Below are 16056 nucleotides of genomic sequence, written 5' to 3' on the forward strand. Positions count from 1 at the left end.
TCCCCGCGGCCGACCCCGGGGCCGAGGAGCGCTGCCGCGCGCTGGCCGGCGGCCGGGTGCGGCTGGCCGGTGGGCGTGGCCCCGCCGCCGACCTGGCCTTCGTCCGCTGCCTCAACGTGCTGATGGCCGGGGACGGGCACCCCGGCGTGGGCACCACCGACCCGCGGCTGGTCGCCATCGCCGGCGAGCGCGCCGCCTGGAACGAACGAGTCCCCGACAGCTGGGAGTACGTCATGCCGTGGCAGGTCCGCAGGGAGCAGCAGCGCCGGCTGGTCGCCGGCGGGTACCGGGTGCGGGTCCTCCTGTCCCCGGGCGGGGGCGGCCCGGCACCCACCCCGGCCGCGGCCCTGCGCCGGCTGGCGGGCCGGTCGTGAGCGAGCTCGCGAGCTCACGCGTGGGTACAGCAGCGCCGCGAACGCGGCCGACGAGCGCCAGCGAGGAGGACTCGTGAGCGGGCGCGCGGGCGCCGGCCGTTCCGGGCTGGCGATCATCGGCGGCGGGAAGATCGGCGAGGCGCTGCTGTCCGGCCTGGTCCGCCGCGGCGGTGCCGGCGGCGTCGTCGTCTGCGAGCGGCACCCCGAGCGGGCCGCCGAGCTGACCGGGCGCTACGGCGTGCCGGCGCTGGGGCTCGCGGAGGCCGCCGCTCGCGCGCGGGTGCTGCTGCTGGCGGTCAAGCCGCAGGACATCGGCACGCTGCTCGGGCTCCTGGCCGGATCGGTCGACAGCGGGCACCTGGTGGTGTCGGTGGCCGCCGGTGTCCCGACGTCGACCATCGAGGCGGCACTGCCCGAGGGCGTTCCCGTCGTCCGGGTCATGCCGAACACCCCGGCGCTGGTCGATGAGGGGATGAGCGTGCTCTCGGCCGGGGCGCACGCCGACGAGAGCCACCTCGACGAGGCCGAGGAGCTGCTGGCCGCCGTCGGCCGGGTGCGGCGGGTCCCGGAGTCGCAGCAGGACGCCGTCACCGCGCTGTCGGGCAGCGGCCCGGCCTACTTCTTCTACCTGGTCGAGGCGATGGTCGACGCCGGCATCCTGCTGGGCCTGCCGCGCGACCTCGCCGTGGACCTCATCGTGCAGACCGCGCTGGGCTCGGCGGTCATGCTGCGCGACTCCGGCGAGCACCCGGTGCAGCTGCGGGAGGCGGTCACCAGCCCGGGCGGGACGACGATTGCCGCCATCCGGGAGCTGGAGCGGCACAGCGTGCGAGCCGCGCTGATCGCCGCGATCGAGGCCGCCCACGCCCGTTCCGTGGAGTTGGGCCGGGCTGCGCGGGACCGTTGACCGTACCGCCTGAACACGTTGATGTGTCGACGCTGCGTGAGCGGATCGCGACGTGTCGTCCACGACGCGCCTAGACACATGTCGACGTGGCTACATAGGTGTAGTTCTGCCCAGGACGGACCATTCCCCCTGTCCGTTTCTTCCATCGCTTCCGTCACGCATGTCCCCCTACTCTCTGTGTCAGCACGTGCGTGCCCCGTAGTCGGTGGGGAAGCCGACGCCCGACGCGTGCTAGGTCGGAGATGAAGAGATGACCATGCCCCAGCGCACCGTCCCCGCCGCCGCCTACGCCCGTCCGGGCGTTCCCGGTCCGCGGCCGGCCGGCCGGCCGATGGCCGCCACCATGGCCCGCCCGATCGCTCCGCAGCACCCGGCTGCCATGCCGCTCGGCCGCCCGCCGGTCCCGGCCCCGCGCGCCTCCGTCACCTTCCTGACCGTCGCCGAGGTCGCCAGCATGATGCGCGTCTCGAAGATGACCGTGTACCGCCTGGTGCACGCCGGCGAGCTCTCCGCCGTCCGCGTCGGCCGGTCCTTCCGCGTCCCCGAGCGTGCCGTCCAGGACTACCTGCGCGACGCCTACACCGACATCGCGTGAGAGAGGACCCCCTGCCTCCGCCACTCGCGAGCTCGCGGCGGGACCCTGCGGGGGGCCGAGGGAGCATCGCAGCGAACGCTGGCGAGCGAGGAGCGGAACGGCGCGCGGAGCCGCGCCGTCCGCCTCGCCTGAGGTTGCCGAGTCGCGCCACCTGCGGTGTGGCGACGAGCGGGGGCCGGAGGCTCCGCGAGGAGCGACGGCCCGGCTCCACTCGACGGAGATGGCACCTGGCCGCGGTATCGCCCGGAGGGTGACCGTGTCCCGGCGTCGCCGCGGGGCCGCCGGGTACGCTCGGACGCCGAGCGACGCCGGTCCGGTCCGGTCCGGGTCGTCGCAGAGAGCTGATCACCTCGTGCGGCGCCCGGCTCGACCACCCGGTCGACGGTGGCCGCCGCGTGGGAACGACGTCGGGAGCACGCACATGGGTTCGGTCATCAAGAAGCGCCGCAAGCGGATGGCGAAGAAGAAGCACCGCAAGCTGTTGAAGAAGACCCGCGTCCAGCGGCGCAACAAGAAGTGAGCTGACGCTCGTGCCGCCCGCGGTGGTCCTGGTCACCGGCGTGAGCCGGTGGCTCGGCGGTGCGTTGGCGGCCGAGCTCGCTCGCGACCGCGCCATCGAGCGCGTCATCGGGGTGGACACCGTCCCCCCGTCCCCGGAGATGCTCCGCCGGCTCGGGCGCACCGAGTTCGTGCGGGCCGACATCCGCAACCCGCTGATCGGCAAGGTCATCGCGACGGCCTCGGTCGACACGGTCGTGCACATGAACATCAGCTCCACGCCCGCCGGCTCCGGCGGGCGGGGGCCGATGAAGGAGCTCAACGTCATCGGGACGATGCAGCTCCTGGCCGCCTGCCAGCGCGCCTCGTCGGTGCGCCGGTTCGTGCTCAAGTCGACCAGCGCCGTCTACGGCGCGTCCTCGCGCGACCCCGCCGTCTTCACCGAGGCCATGCAGGCCCGCCGGGTCCCGTCCGGGGGCTTCGCCAGGGACAGCCTCGACATCGAGGGCTACGTCCGCTCCTTCTCCCGCCGCCGTCCCGACGTCGGGGTGGCGGCGCTGCGTTTCACCAACTTCATCGGCCCGCGCATCGACTCGGTGCTCACGCACTTCCTGCGCATGCCGCTGGTGCCGACGGCGCTGGGGTACGACGCCCGCGTGCAGATGCTGCACGAGGACGACGCCCTGGCGGTGCTGAGCCGGGCCACCACCGGCGACTTCGCCGGGACCGTCAACGTCGGTGGGGAGGGCACGTTGCTGCTGTCGCAGGTGATCCGCCGGCTGGGCCGGCTGCAGGTGCCGCTGCCCTCGCCCGCGCTGGGTTCGCTAGGCAGACTCACCCGCCGCTTCGGGTTCGTCGACTACTCCCCGGAGCAGATGCGCTTCCTCAACTTCGGCCGGGTCGTGGACACCACGGTGCTCCGCGAGGAGTTCGGCTACACGCCGCGGTACAGCACCGAGCAGGCGCTGGCCGACTACGCCAGCACCGTCGCGCCCGTCGTCCCGCCGGAGGTGGTCGCCGGGGTCGCGTCGCGGGCGGAGGACCTGGTCGCGCGGGTGGGTGCCACGGTGGGCGCGGTGGGGGAGCGGCTGCGGCCGGCACCGCCGTCCCCCGGGCTGCGGGCGGTGCGCGATGCCTGAGGCCCGGGTCATCCCGCTGCGGCCGGACGACGACGAGCCGCACGTCCCGCCGCGGCCGTCGGCGACGTGGGAGGAGCAGGTCGCCGGCGGCCTGGAGTTCCTCAGCCGGCGGCTGACCGGCGACTACGAGACCGACGAGTTCGGCTTCGACCCCGATCTCTCCGACCACGTGCTGCTGCCGCTGCTGCGGCCGCTGTTCTCCCGGTGGTTCCGGGTGGAGACCCAGGGCGTGGAGAACGTGCCCGCCACCGGCGGCGCACTGGTCGTGGCCAACCACTCGGGCACGCTGCCGCTCGACGCGATGATGACGACGGTCGCACTGCACGACGACCACCCGGCCCGCCGGCGGCTGCGGCTGCTCGGTGCCGACCTGGTGTTCGACCTGCCGGTCGTCGGCTCGCTGTCCCGCAAGTTGGGCTCCACGCTGGCCTGCAACGAGGACGCCGAGCGGCTGCTCACCGGCGGTGAGCTGGTCGGGGTGTTCCCCGAGGGTTTCAAGGGGATCGGCAAGCCGTTCCGCGACCGGTACACCCTGCAGCGCTTCGGCCGGGGTGGTTTCGTCACGGCCGCCCTGCGCACCGGTGCTCCCATCATCCCGTGCGCCATCGTCGGCGCCGAGGAGATCTACCCCATGATCGGCAACGCCAGGACCGTCGCCCGGCTCCTCGGACTGCCCTACTTCCCGGTGACGCCGACCTTCCCGGCGCTCGGCCCGCTGGGGCTCGTACCCCTGCCGTCGAAGTGGCTCATCGCGTTCGGCGAGCCGATCGAGACGGCGTCCTACGGGCCGTCGGCCGCCGAGGACCCGATGCTGGTCTTCAACCTCACCGACCAGGTGCGCGAGACGATCCAGCAGTCGCTCTACCAGCTGCTCCTGCAGCGCAGTTCGGTCTTTCGCTGACATCGTCCGCTCGCCGGGCGTCTGGGCCGGCTCCTGCGCGTGTGGCGGTCGGGCGGCCATCGCGTCGGCGGTGTGCGCACACACCGCCGACGGCGTTCAGGACAGCTTGCGGCGGCGCAGCGCGAGCGCGGCGCCCGCGACCCCGCCGGACAACGCGGCCACGCCCACCGGGACGCCGATCTTCGCGGCCTTGCGCCCGGTGCGGAAGTCCCTGACCTCCCAGCCGCGGGAGCGGGCCACCGCACGGAGCTCGGTGTCCGGGTTCACCGCGATCGCCCGGCCGGTCAGCGTGAGCATCGGCAGGTCGTTGGAGCTGTCGCTGTAGGCGGTGCACCGGGACAGGTCCAGGCCTTCCCGCTCGGCCAGCGCCCGCACCGCCTCGGCCTTGGCCTCGCCGTGCATCAGCTCGCCGACCAGCCGACCGGTGTAGTGCCCGTCGACGACCTCCGCCACGGTGCCGAGCGCGCCGGTCAGGCCCAGGCGGTGGGCGATGATGCTGGCCAGCTCCACCGGGGTCGCCGTGACCAGCCAGACCCGCTGCCCGGCGTCGAGGTGCTGCTGGGCGAGCACCCGTGTGCCGGCCCAGATGCGATCGGCCATCAGCTCGTCGTAGATCTCCTCGCCGGCCTGGACGATCTCGGTGACCGGGCGCCCGGCGACGAAGGCCAGCGCGTTCTCCCGGATCGTGTGCATGTCGTCGGCGCTCTCGTTGCCGGCGATCCGGAACTTGGCCTGCTGCCACACGAAGCGCGACATGTCGCGGGTGGTCAGGTACTTGCGGGTGGCCAGTCCCCGGGCGAACCAGAAGATGGACGCGCCCATCATCATCGTGTTGTCGACGTCGAAGAACGCCGCCGCGGTCAGGTCCGGGACGACGGCCGGGGCCGGTTCGACCTCGGCGGCCGCGGCTGATGCGGCTCCGGCGACGTGGGCCCGCGTCTCCTCGTCCGGCAGGTCCGCCGAGCGCACGCGGCGGGCGCGGAAGGGCAGTCCTGGCACGACGACCTCCCCTGTCGCTCCTCCACCACCGTCGCGGGCGGCGGGTGGATCACCGCCTGTGACCCTAGTGGCGTCCGCGTGCGCGGCGGCCAAGGGGCGGGGAGGCCGCAGCGGCCACTGCAGCTCAGCAGACGAGCGGCCGGATGCAGATCGACAGCGGTGCGTCCAGCAGCGGGTCGTCCGAGTTCTCCGTGACCACCGGGGGGCTGGGCAGGGGGGACTCGGGGACGGTGACGAGCGGTCCGTCGTCCGTCGGGACCCGCGGGACCGCCGGCGTCGTCACCTCGCCACCGCTGCCGCCGGGCGAGGACCCGGTGCCCCGATCGCCGCTGTCGTCGCCGCCGGTCGGAGCGGACGGCGCCGTCCGGGGCGCGGGGGCGGGCGAGTCCGCCGGCGCACCCCCGGGGGCGTCGATGATCGGTTCGTCGCCCGAGGTGACTCCGGAATCGACGGAGGGGGACTCGTCCGCCGGTGTCCCGGCCGTCGCCTCCTCGGCCGGGCAGGGGGCCGGGACCGGCCCCAGGGCGTCGGTGCCCGTCGTGGCCGGTCCGGCGGGACAGGCGAGCGCAGCCTGCAGGCCGGTGACCCGCCCGGTCACGGTGGCGAGCAGCTCGAGCGACTCCTCCGCTGCACCCGCGGCCCCCTCGGGGAGGTCGGGCTGCAGGGCGGTCAGCTCGGTGGTCTGCCGCTGGGCCCAGTCGGCCAGCTCGGCGACCGGGTCGGCGTCCCGGCTGCCGACCGCCTGCGCGGCCAGCAGCGCGGCACCCTCGGCGGTCTGGATGTCCATGGTGTCGAGCAGGCCGGAGACGTCGGTCGCCGTGGGGCCGGGCAGAGCGCCGAGCTCGTCGAGCCGGGTCCGGGCGAACTGGAGCAGCGTCAGGCCGCGGTCGTCGCCGGCGAGGGCCAGCCGGGTCTGCTCGGTGCCGCGCTTGAGGCCGTACAGGACGTCGCCGGGCCGGGCGTCGGTGGCGACCGCGGCGAGGGTCCCGAGGGCGGTCACGGTCAGCGCCGCACCGGCGAGGCCGGCGGTCAGCCGGGTGCGCCAGGCCGGCGCCGGCCCGTCGTCCACCCGGGCGGCGAGCAGTCGGCGGAGACCGGAGCGCGGCGCGGGCTGCGGGGCGCGGACCGCCGCCATGGCGACCAGCCGGTCCCGCGTGGCGGCCCGGAACCGCGGGTCGGGTGTGTCGTCGAGGTCGGCGGCGAGCGCCTGCAGCCGGGCGACCACCGCGTCCTGCCGGTCCCGTACCGTGGCGCGCCGGGTGCCCGGCGGCGTGCTGCCGTCATGCCTGCTCACCAGGTGCCTCCGAGGGGTCGGTCGGGGGTGGGGCGCTCTCCCGTGACACGCCGCCACCCGGAGAACGACGCCCGCGACGCGGCCGTTACGGGGTGCCGGCGGGTGGCCCCTGCGGGGCTCACCGCAGCCCCTCGGGCAGCAGGCTCGCCAGCCGGCGGACGGCGCGGTGCTGCAGCGCCTTGACGGCCCCGTCCTTCTTGCCCATGACCGCCGCGGTCTCCGCCACCGAGAGCCCCTGCAGGAAGCGCAGGGAGATGCACTCCTGCTGCTCGCTGCCCAGCTGCCGGATGCAGGCCAGCAGCTGCTCGTTGGTCAGCGCCTGCACGACGGCGTCCTCCGGGCCCTCGGTGACGCGGTCGGCGGCGTGCATGTCCGCGGTGGTGACCTCCAGCCGGAACCGGCTGCTCTTCACGTGGTCGAGGACGATGTTGCGGGCGATCGTGACCAGCCAGGCGCCGACGTCGCGCCCCTGGAAGGACAGCGAGTCGATCCGCCGGAGCGCGCGGACGAAGGTCTCGCTGGTGAAGTCCTCGGCCTGTGCGCGGTCGCCCACCCGGTGCAACAGGTAGCGGTGGACCATCGCCACGTAGTGGTCGTAGAGGCGCCCGAACGCCTCCGCGTCGCCGTCCTGCACCTGGCGGACGAGGGCCCAGATGTCGACGGCCGGCGGCGGGACGGTCTCGCCGAACGCGGCCGGCTGCCCGGCGGCCTCCTGCCCGACGGCCTCCTGCCCGGCGGCGTCCACCCCCGCCGGGTGCTCCGGTGTGACGTCCTCCGCGCCGGGGACGGGCGGCGGCGCGGTGTTCCCCGGCGCGGCGGGCGCCGGCGGTGTGTCGCCGGCGGTCCGGGGGTGGCCGGTGGGGTGCGGCCGCGGGCACGGTTCGCCGGACGCCGCGGGGACGGCCGTGGACACGGCTGCGGGCACGCGCTCGTCCGCAGGGCGCGAGCGTCGCATGCGTGCGTCCTCCTCGTCCGGCCCGCCCGAGCCTCCCTCGGCTCGGGACCCGCGACGCCCGCCGGGCGGGCGTCGCGGTGCTGCGGGTCGGCGCCCATGGTGACAACATCGCTGCAGCCCGTCCACGCCATCCGGTCACCGGCCGTTGCGAGCGCTTCCCACGGGCGGCCATGGCGCTCCACCGGAGGAGAGGTGCATGACCGACGTCGGTAGCTCGCTGCCCGTCCTGGTGCGGGCCGCGGCCCGGGACCGCGCGGAGTCGCCGGCGGTGGTGGCCGGCGAGGAGCGGCTCAGCTGGGGCGAGCTGGACGCGCAGGTCGACCGCGTGGCCGCCGGGTACGCGGCTCGGGGTCTGACGCCAGGGGAGCGGGTGGCGGTGCAGCTGCCCAACGGCGCCGACTGGCTGCGGGCGACGCTGGGCGCCCTGCGCGCGGGACTGGTCGTCGTCCCGGTGAACACCGCCTACACCGACCCGGAGCTGGAGTTCGTGCTCTCCGACTCCGCTGCTGCGCTGCTCGTCGCCGGCGAGCGGGAGCCGGTGGCCGGGGTGCCGGTGCTCGCCGGGCCGCCCACCGACGACGTCGCGCCGCCCGCGGTCCCCGAGGCCCCCGAGTCGCTGGCCTTCCTCGCCTACACCAGTGGGACCACCGGCCGGCCGCGCGGCGCGATGCTGTCGACGGCCGCGCTGCGGGCCAACCAGGAGCAGTGCCTGCGGATGCAGCCCCCACCGGTCCGCCCCGACGACCGCGTCCTGCTCGCGCTGCCGCTGTTCCACGTCTACGGGCTCAACGCCGGCTTCGGCCTGGTCGCGGCCACCGGCGCCTGCGCGGTGCTCATGGAGGCCTTCGACCCGGTGGCCTCCCTCGCGGTCATGACCCGGGAGGAGGTCACCGCGGTCCCGGGCGCTCCGCCGATGTACCGGGCCTGGCTGGCCGCGGCCGATGCCGCCGGGTCCGACGCCGACCTGCGCCGTGCCTTCGCCGCCGTCCGGATCGCCTCCTCCGGCGCCGCGCCGCTGCCCGAGGACGTCTGGACGGCGATGCGCGAGCGCGCCGCGGTGACCGTCTGGGAGGGCTACGGGTTGACCGAGGCCTGCCCGGTGGTGGCCAGCACCCTGGCGACCGGGCGGGCCAAGCCGACCTGCATCGGCGGCGCCCTCCCCGGCGTGGAGCTGCAGTTGCGCGACACCGCCCTGCACGAACCGGTCGATGACGACGGGTCCGCCGCCGGCGATGCCGCCGAGGACGGCCCCGGCGAGATCTGGGTCCGCGGTGCCAACCTCTTCTCCGGGTACTGGCCCGACGGCACCGACGGGCCGGACGCCGACGGCTGGCTGGCCACCGGCGACCTGGCCTACGCCGACGAGGACGGCGACCTGCACCTGGTCGACCGCCGCAGCGATCTGATCCTGGTGAGCGGTTTCAACGTGTACCCGGCAGAGGTGGAGCGGGTGCTCGACACACACCCCGCCGTCGCGGAGAGCGCGGTCATCGGGGTCCCCGACCCGCGCACCGGCTCCGCGGTGCGGGCGGTCGTCGCGCTGCGCCCGGGCCGGCAGGTCGGCTTCGCGGAGCTGCGCGAGCACGCCGCGGCGTCGCTGGCCCGGTACAAGGTTCCGACGTCGGTGCAGGTGCTCGCCTCGCTGCCGCACTCGCTGACCGGCAAGGTCAGCCGGGCCCGGCTGCGCGAGCTCGGCCTGGACTCCGCCGACGAGGCGGCTCCCGGGGACGACGGTGAGTACTGACGCGCCCCGGCTGCAGCTGCTCACGCGGGCGGGCTGCCACCTCTGCGCGGTCGCGTCGGAGACGCTCGACCGGGTCGCCGCGGAGGCCGACCTGACGGTGGCCGCGGTCGACGTGGACGCCGACCCGCAGGTGCAGGCCGAGTACGGCGACCGGGTGCCGGTCGTGCTGCTCGACGGCCGGGAGCACTCCTACTTCACCGTCGACGTCCCACGACTCCGGCGGGACCTCGGCCTGTAGCAGGGAGGCCCCGCGGACCCCCCTCGGGGCAGCGTGCGGGTCCCACTCTCGCGGTGTTGCTGGCGCTTCCGCGCTGCTGCAACGGCGCGAAAGCGGGTGGAACAGCGCAAGAGCGCGCCGGCACGCCCACGCTCCACGGTGGCCGGCCGGGACCTCACGGCTCACCCGGCCGGGGTGCTCGGGCAGACGCGGGATATGGTCTCCACCACAGCGGAGCGCGTCTGCGCTGGGGAGCGGCCTGCTGGCCCCCCGGCGACTTTGTTCCTGCGTTCACAAGCGGTTACCGTGGCGATCGCCGGGCGGCAATCCGCCCGGGTCCCCGATGTCGATCGACCGCACCCGGCACCCCGCCGGACCCCCGGGCGCGACCGTTGTGGAGTAGCAGGCCCGTGTCCTCATCCCGGCCCCGCATCCCGGAGGCCACCGTCGCCCGCCTGGCCGTGTACCTGCGCGTGCTCACCGGCCTGGCCGACGGCGGACGCAGCAACGTCTCCTCCGGCGAGCTCGCCTCGGCGGCGGGCGTCAACCCGGCCGGGCTGCGCAAGGACCTCTCCCACCTGGGCCCCTGCGGGGTCCGCGGGGTGGGCTACGAGGTCGCCACGCTGCGCGACCGCATCGCCCGGGTGCTCGGCGTGGAACGATCCCGCGCCTGCGTGCTCGTGGGGATCGGCAACCTGGGCACCGCCCTGGCCGGCTACGCCGGCTTCGGCAGCCGCGGCTTCCGGTTCGTCGGGCTCTTCGACGCCGCCCCGGCCCGGGTCGGCCAGCTGATCGGCGGTCAGCCGGTGCGCCCGATGGCCGAGCTCGACGAGGTCGTGACCGCGACCGCGGCCACCATCGGGGTCATCGCGACACCGGCCGACGTCGCCCAGTCGGTCTGCGACCGGCTGACCGCGGCCGGGCTGAGGAGCATCCTGAACTTCGCGCCCGTGGCGCTGTCGGCGCCCGCGGAGGTCGACGTCCGCCAGGTCGACCTCTCCGTCGAACTGCAGGTGCTCGCGTTCCTCGGCCAGCAGCGCGGCGCGACGGTGGAGGTGGGTGCGTGAGCGAGCGTGCGAGCTCACCCATGGGCGGAGCGAGCCTGCGCATGCGTCCGACGAGCGCCGGCGAGGAGGGAGCATGAGCCTGCTTGCCGTGGGCGTGAGCCACCAGACCGCACCCGTCGCGCTGCTCGAGCAGTTCGCCATGGGCCCCGACGACACCGTCAAGGCGCTGCACGAGCTGGTCGGCAGCAACCACGTCAGCGAGGCGATCGTGCTGGCGACCTGCAACCGCGTCGAGGTCTTCGCCGAGGTGGACCGCTTCCACGGCGGCGTCACCGAGGTCAGCCGCGTGCTGGCCCGCCAGGCCGGCGCCACGGTGGAGGAGCTCTCCCCGTACGTCACCGTCCACTACGAGGACCAGGCCGTCGCGCACCTGTTCACCGTCGCCGCGGGCCTGGACTCGATGGTGGTCGGCGAGACCCAGGTGCTCGGGCAGCTGCGGAACGCCTACGCGCTGGCCCGCGAGCAGGGCACCGTCGGCCGGGCGATGCACCCGGTCGCGCAGCGGGCGCTGCGGGTCGGCAAGCGGGTCCACTCCGAGACCGGCATCGACACGGCCGGCGCGTCGCTGGTGTCGGTCTCCCTGGACCGCGCCGAGGAGCGGATCGGCTCCCTCGAGGGCCGGCCGGTGCTGGTCGTCGGCGCGGGGTCGATGGGCGCCCTCGCCTCGGCCACGCTGGCCCGCCGTGGCGCCACCGTGACCGTCGTCAGCCGCACCTTCGCGCACGCCGAGCGGGTGGCCGCCGCCGTCGAGGGCCGGTCCGCCGAGCTCGCCGACCTGCCCACGGAGGTCGCCGCCGCCGACGTGCTGATCACCTGCACCGGCGCCCGCGGCCTCGTCGTCGGCACCGAGGTGATCGCCCGCGCGATGGCCGCCCGGCCGGACCGACCGCTGGTCGTCATCGACCTGGCGTTGCCCCGCGACGTCGACCCCGGCGTGGCCGCCCTGCCCGGCGTGCACGTCGTCGACCTGGCGCTGCTGCAGGGCGAGCGGAGCCACGACGGGCGCTCGGCGGCGAGCCCGGTGGCCGCCGACGACGTCGCCGCGGCGCACGCCCTCATCGAGGCCGAGACCGCGCTCCTGCGTGCCGAGCGGCAGGCCGCGGCGGTCGCGCCGACGGTCTCGGCGCTGCGCAGCCAGGCCGCCGAGGTGGTCGACGCCGAGCTGCTGCGACTGTCCACACGGGTGCCCGACCTGGACGCCCGGGCCCGAGCGGAGGTCGCCCGGACGGTCCGCCGCGTCGTCGACAAGCTGCTGCACGAGCCGACCGTGCGGGTCAAGGAACTGGCCAGCGCCCCCGGTGGCGTGGACTACGCCGACGCGCTGCGCGCCCTGTTCGGCCTGGGCATCGACGCCGAGGTCCTCCCGGCGCGGACCAACCTGGCCGAGGCGGTCACCGTCGACCCCGACGAGCTGCGGCCGGGAGGGACGACATGACCGCCACCACGACGGGCACCCTGCGGCTGGGAACGCGGGCCAGCCGGCTGGCGACCACCCAGTCGCAGGCGGTGGCCGATGCGATCACCGCGGCCAGCGGCGTCCCTGTCGAGCTGGTGCACATCAGCACCGAGGGGGATCGCTCCGCGGCGGCGATCGCCCAGCTCGGCGGCACGGGCGTCTTCGTGACGGCGATCCGCCAGGCGCTGCTCGAGGGCACCGTGGACGTCGCCGTGCACAGCTACAAGGACCTGCCCACGCTGCCCGAGCCGGGGCTGACCATCGCGGCCGTCCCGCCGCGGGAGGACCCGCGCGACGCGCTGGTCGCCCGGGACGGCCTGACCCTCGGCGAGCTGCCGTCGGGGTCGAGGGTGGGCACCGGCGCCCCGCGGCGGGTCGCCCAGCTGCGCGCGCTGGGGCTGGGCCTCGACGTGGTGCCGATCCGCGGCAACGTCGACACCCGCATGAACCGGGTCGTGCCGGGCGACCTGGACGCCGTCGTCCTGGCGCGGGCCGGGCTGGCCCGGCTGGGCCGGCTGGACGCCGTCACCGAGACCCTCGACCCCCTGCAGGTGCTCCCCGCGCCGGCGCAGGGTGCACTGGCCGTGGAGTGCCGGACCGACGACGACCGGGCCCGGCAGCTGCTGGCCGCCCTGGAGGACGCCGGGACCCGGGCGTGCGTGGTCGCCGAGCGAACCACGCTCGCGGCGCTGGAGGCCGGCTGCAGCGCGCCGGTCGCCGCCTACGCCGAGCTCGCCGAGGGCGACGACGGCCCCGAGCTGTTCCTCCGCGCCTCGGTGACGGCGCTCGACGGCAGCGACGGCGTCCGCGGCTCGCTCACCGGCCCCCCAGCCGAGGCCGAGCGGCTCGGCCGCGAGCTCGCCGCGGAGCTCCTCGACCGAGGCGCCGCCGAGCTGATGGCGGCCTCCCGATGACCTCGACCCCCCGGGCCGGGCAGCAGACCCCGGCCCCCCGTACCCCCGCACACGAGCCCTCCGGGGCCATGACATCGGAGCCCTACCGGGCAGAACCTAGGAGCAGGACATGACGCGCAAGAACGGCGCGGCGGCCGGCAGGGTCGTCTTCGTCGGCGCCGGCCCGGGCGACCCCGGGATGCTGACCGCCCGGGCCACCGCGGCGCTCGCCTCGGCCGACACCGTCCTCGTCGACCCCGACGTCCCGCCGGCGATCGCCGAGGCCGTCCGCGTCGAGCGCCCCGAGCTCGAGCTCACCCCCGCGACCGGGGAGCCGGCCGAGGTGGCCAAGGCCGCCGTGGCCGCTGCCAAGAGCGGCGGCACCGTCGTCCGGCTGGTCGCCGGCGACCCGTTCACCTCCGACGGCGTGGTCAAGGAGGTGCTGGCCGTCGGCCGCAGCTCGGTGGGCTTCGACGTCGTCCCCGGCGTGGCTCCCGCGACCGCCGTCCCGGCCTTCGCCGGCGTCGCCCTCGGCGGTACCTCGCTTACCGCCGACCTGCGCGGCGGTGAGGCCGACCTGGCCGCGCTGGCCGCTGCCGCGACCGGCCTGGGCGCCCCGCTGGTGCTGCAGGGCAATGCCGAGGACCTGCCCGACGCCGCCGCGCGGCTGGTCGAGGGCGGCCTCTCCGGCAACACCTCGGTGGTGATCACCACCGGCGGCTCAGGCACCGGGCAGAAGAGCGTCGTCGCCAAGCTCGCCGCCGTCGCCGAGAAGACGGCCGGTCTGGACCCCGTCACCGGTCCGGTCGTGGCCACCGTCGGCTCGGCCGTCGACAAGCGCGGCAAGCTCTCCTGGTGGGAGAGCCGGCCGCTGTTCGGCTGGCGGGTGCTGGTGCCGCGCACCAAGGACCAGGCCGGCGAGATGAGCGACCGGCTGCGCGCCTACGGCGCCGTCCCGGTCGAGGTGCCGACCATCGCCGTCGAGCCGCCGCGCAGCCCCGCGCAGATGGACCGCGCCATCAAGGGCCTGGTCACCGGCCGCTACGGCTGGATCGTCTTCACCTCGGTCAACGCGGTGAAGGCCGTCCGCGAGAAGTTCGTCGAGCTGGGCCTCGATGCCCGCGCGTTCGCCGGCGTCAAGGTGGCCTGCGTCGGCGAGTCGACCGCCGACGCGGTGCGGGCCTTCGGCATCGTGCCGGAGCTGGTGCCCAGCGGGGAGCAGTCCAGCGAGGGCCTGCTGGCCGACTTCCCGGAGTACGACGACGTCCTCGACCCGATCGACCGGGTGCTGCTGCCCCGCGCCGACATCGCCACCGAAACCCTCGCCGCGGGCCTCAAGGAGCGCGGCTGGGAGATCGACGACGTCACCGCCTACCGCACCGTCCGGGCCGCCCCGCCGCCCGCCCCGATTCGCGAGGCGATCAAGGGTGGCGGCTTCGACGCGGTGTGCTTCACGTCGTCGAGCACCGTGCGCAACCTGGTGGGCATCGCGGGCAAGCCGCACGCGAAGACCGTGGTGGCGGTGATCGGCCCGCAGACGGCCGCGACGGCGCAGGAGTTCGGCCTGCGGGTCGACGTCCGGCCCGAGACCGCGGCCGTCGGGCCGCTGGTCGACGCCCTGGCCGAGTTCGCCGCGGTCCGCCGGGCCGAGGAGGACGGGTGACTCCCCGAGCGGAGTCGCTCGGGAACGGTTTCCGCGCTCGAGCGACTCCGTTCGCGCGCGGGCGCCGGCTGCGGTCGACGCCCGCGCTGCGGCGGCTCACCGCGCAGACCCGGCTGTCCCCGGCCGACCTCGTCTTGCCCGTCTTCGTCAAGCAGGGCATCGACGAGCCGGTGCCGATCCGCTCGATGCCCGGTGTCGTCCAGCACACGACCGACTCGCTGCGGAAGGCCGCGCACGAGGCGGCCGAGGCCGGCATCGGCGGGCTGATCCTCTTCGGCATCCCGTCGGAGAAGGACGCGGTCGGCTCGCAGGCCGACGCGGCCGACGGCATCGTCAACGTCGCCCTGCAGCAGCTCTCGGCCGACCTCGGCGACGAGCTGGTGCTCATGGCCGACCTGTGCCTGTGCGAGTACACCGACCACGGGCACTGCGGGCTGGTCACCCCGGCCAGGGGCGGGGTCCGGGGGCAGGGCGGGGAACTCGTCGTGGACAACGACCCGACGCTGGACCGCTACGCCGCCGTCGCGATCGCCCAGGCCCAGGCCGGGGCCCACGTCATCGCCCCCAGCGGGATGATGGACGGCCAGGTCGCGGCCATCCGACGAGCCCTGGACGGCGCCGGCCACACCGAGACGCCGATCCTGGCCTACGCCGCCAAGTACGCGTCGGGCTTCTACGGCCCGTTCCGCGAGGCCGCCGAGGGGGCGCCGCGGTTCGGCGACCGCTCGACCTACCAGATGGACCCGCCCAACGCCGACGAGGCGCTGCGCGAGGTGGCGCAGGACCTCGCCGAGGGCGCCGACGCCGTCATGGTCAAGCCCGCGCTGCCCTACCTGGACATCGTCTCCCGGGTCGCCGACGCCGTCGACGTCCCGGTCAGCGCCTACCAGGTCAGCGGCGAGTACGCGATGCTCGAGGCGGCCGCGGCCAACGGCTGGGTCGACCGGCAGCGGGCCGTCCTGGAGACGCTCACCGCGATCCGCCGCGCCGGGGCCGGCACGGTGCTGACCTACTGGGCGGTGGAGGCGGCCCACTGGCTGCGCTGATGAAGGACAGGCCGCCGTCGTACGTCGAGCCGGGGGGTTCCTGGCGGCCGTTCTGGCTGACGGCCGGGGTCCTCGGGCTCGTCGTCGTCCTGGACCTGGCGCTGCCGGTCCCGGACGTGCCGCCGCTGGTCGGGTTGGTCGCGGTGGTGGCCGTCCTGGGCGTCGTGGCGGCCGGAGTGCTGTCGGCCCGCCGCGCCTGGACGGTCCGGGTGGACGCCGGCGGCGCCGACCCGGCGCTCGTCGTCGGCCGCGAGCGGGTGCCGCTCGCCGACGTCGACGCCGCGCACCTGCGCGCGGTCGGCGAGATC

At 75.5% G+C, this 16056-nt stretch carries 15 protein-coding genes and 2 pseudogenes; 14 read left to right on the forward strand and 3 right to left on the reverse strand.

The window, feature by feature from the left end:
* From E4P41_RS22345 to E4P41_RS18505, 6 genes and pseudogenes are all read left to right on the forward strand, one after another.
* A pseudogene (locus E4P41_RS22345) lies at window positions 1-374 on the forward strand (proline dehydrogenase); the annotation flags it as partial.
* Window positions 375-447: 73 nt separating this feature from the next.
* Complete coding sequence (gene proC, locus E4P41_RS18485) at window positions 448-1281, forward strand: pyrroline-5-carboxylate reductase (RefSeq protein WP_209307794.1); 834 nt, start codon at window positions 448-450, stop codon at window positions 1279-1281.
* Window positions 1282-1531: 250 nt separating this feature from the next.
* On the forward strand, window positions 1532-1876 hold the full coding sequence (locus E4P41_RS23445) for a helix-turn-helix domain-containing protein (RefSeq protein WP_245177472.1): 345 nt from the start codon (window positions 1532-1534) through the stop codon (window positions 1874-1876).
* A 421-nt stretch (window positions 1877-2297) separates the two neighbouring features.
* A complete protein-coding gene (locus E4P41_RS18495) occupies window positions 2298-2396 on the forward strand; it encodes an AURKAIP1/COX24 domain-containing protein (protein ID WP_012854759.1) in 99 nt (32 codons plus the stop codon).
* A gap of 10 nt (window positions 2397-2406) precedes the next feature.
* On the forward strand, window positions 2407-3513 hold the full coding sequence (locus tag E4P41_RS18500; protein WP_135142720.1) for an NAD-dependent epimerase/dehydratase family protein: 1107 nt from the start codon (window positions 2407-2409) through the stop codon (window positions 3511-3513).
* Window positions 3506-4414, forward strand: a complete 909-nt coding sequence (locus E4P41_RS18505) for a lysophospholipid acyltransferase family protein (protein WP_135142721.1) — start codon at window positions 3506-3508, stop codon at window positions 4412-4414. The genes E4P41_RS18500 and E4P41_RS18505 overlap by 8 nt, the downstream gene beginning before the upstream one ends.
* 96 nt (window positions 4415-4510) lie before the next feature.
* On the opposite strand, the gene E4P41_RS18510 is transcribed toward E4P41_RS18505, so the two are convergent.
* The 3 genes from E4P41_RS18510 to E4P41_RS18520 all read right to left on the reverse strand — a co-directional run bounded on the left by E4P41_RS18510 (window position 4511) and on the right by E4P41_RS18520 (window position 7632).
* Window positions 4511-5413 (reverse strand): HAD-IB family hydrolase, encoded by a 903-nt coding sequence (locus E4P41_RS18510; RefSeq protein WP_209307795.1) that lies wholly within the window; start codon window positions 5411-5413, stop codon window positions 4511-4513.
* Window positions 5414-5537: 124 nt separating this feature from the next.
* Entirely contained in the window at window positions 5538-6707 is a 1170-nt protein-coding gene (locus E4P41_RS18515) for a DUF5667 domain-containing protein (RefSeq protein WP_135142722.1), read from the reverse strand.
* Window positions 6708-6825: 118 nt separating this feature from the next.
* Window positions 6826-7632: a sigma-70 family RNA polymerase sigma factor gene (locus tag E4P41_RS18520; RefSeq protein ID WP_245177473.1), complete on the reverse strand. Its 807-nt coding sequence runs from the start codon at window positions 7630-7632 to the stop codon at window positions 6826-6828.
* Between the two features lie 226 nt (window positions 7633-7858).
* On the opposite strand from E4P41_RS18520, the gene E4P41_RS18525 reads away from it, so the two are divergent.
* The 8 genes and pseudogenes from E4P41_RS18525 to E4P41_RS18560 all read left to right on the forward strand — a co-directional run.
* Window positions 7859-9406, forward strand: coding sequence for an AMP-binding protein (locus tag E4P41_RS18525; protein ID WP_135142724.1), 1548 nt, complete (start codon window positions 7859-7861; stop codon window positions 9404-9406).
* Window positions 9396-9644: a glutaredoxin family protein gene (locus E4P41_RS18530; RefSeq protein ID WP_135142725.1), complete on the forward strand. Its 249-nt coding sequence runs from the start codon at window positions 9396-9398 to the stop codon at window positions 9642-9644. Before E4P41_RS18525 ends, E4P41_RS18530 begins: the two co-directional genes overlap by 11 nt.
* A 389-nt stretch (window positions 9645-10033) precedes the next feature.
* Window positions 10034-10690 carry a redox-sensing transcriptional repressor Rex gene (locus E4P41_RS18535; protein WP_135142726.1) on the forward strand — a complete coding sequence of 219 codons (657 nt, stop codon included), beginning with the start codon at window positions 10034-10036 and terminating at the stop codon, window positions 10688-10690.
* 73 nt (window positions 10691-10763) lie between these two features.
* Window positions 10764-12125, forward strand: a complete 1362-nt coding sequence (locus E4P41_RS18540) for a glutamyl-tRNA reductase (RefSeq protein WP_135142727.1) — start codon at window positions 10764-10766, stop codon at window positions 12123-12125.
* Entirely contained in the window at window positions 12122-13060 is a 939-nt protein-coding gene (gene hemC / locus E4P41_RS18545) for a hydroxymethylbilane synthase (protein WP_135142728.1), read from the forward strand. Before E4P41_RS18540 ends, hemC begins: the two co-directional genes overlap by 4 nt.
* Before the next feature lie 109 nt (window positions 13061-13169).
* Window positions 13170-14702 carry a uroporphyrinogen-III synthase gene (locus E4P41_RS18550; protein WP_135142729.1) on the forward strand — a complete coding sequence of 511 codons (1533 nt, stop codon included), beginning with the start codon at window positions 13170-13172 and terminating at the stop codon, window positions 14700-14702.
* Complete coding sequence (gene hemB, locus E4P41_RS18555) at window positions 14699-15748, forward strand: porphobilinogen synthase (protein WP_135142730.1); 1050 nt, start codon at window positions 14699-14701, stop codon at window positions 15746-15748. Before E4P41_RS18550 ends, hemB begins: the two co-directional genes overlap by 4 nt.
* Window positions 15748-16056, forward strand: a pseudogene (locus E4P41_RS18560) (hypothetical protein); the annotation flags it as partial. The gene hemB and the pseudogene E4P41_RS18560, both read left to right, overlap by 1 nt.

The organism is Geodermatophilus sp. DF01-2 (genome assembly GCF_004571065.1).
GTDB lineage: Bacteria > Actinomycetota > Actinomycetes > Mycobacteriales > Geodermatophilaceae > Geodermatophilus.

Bases quoted from the DNA above. Each gene is read 5' to 3' on its own strand.
- E4P41_RS23445 (WP_245177472.1), top strand. From the start codon at position 1,532: ATGACCATGCCCCAGCGCACCGTCCCCGCCGCCGCCTACGCCCGTCCG.
- E4P41_RS18495 (WP_012854759.1), top strand. From the start codon at position 2,298: ATGGGTTCGGTCATCAAGAAGCGCCGCAAGCGGATGGCGAAGAAGAAG.
- E4P41_RS18505 (WP_135142721.1), top strand. From the start codon at position 3,506: ATGCCTGAGGCCCGGGTCATCCCGCTGCGGCCGGACGACGACGAGCCG.
- E4P41_RS18525 (WP_135142724.1), top strand. From the start codon at position 7,859: ATGACCGACGTCGGTAGCTCGCTGCCCGTCCTGGTGCGGGCCGCGGCC.
- E4P41_RS18540 (WP_135142727.1), top strand. From the start codon at position 10,764: ATGAGCCTGCTTGCCGTGGGCGTGAGCCACCAGACCGCACCCGTCGCG.
- hemC (WP_135142728.1), top strand. From the start codon at position 12,122: ATGACCGCCACCACGACGGGCACCCTGCGGCTGGGAACGCGGGCCAGC.
- E4P41_RS18550 (WP_135142729.1), top strand. From the start codon at position 13,170: ATGACGCGCAAGAACGGCGCGGCGGCCGGCAGGGTCGTCTTCGTCGGC.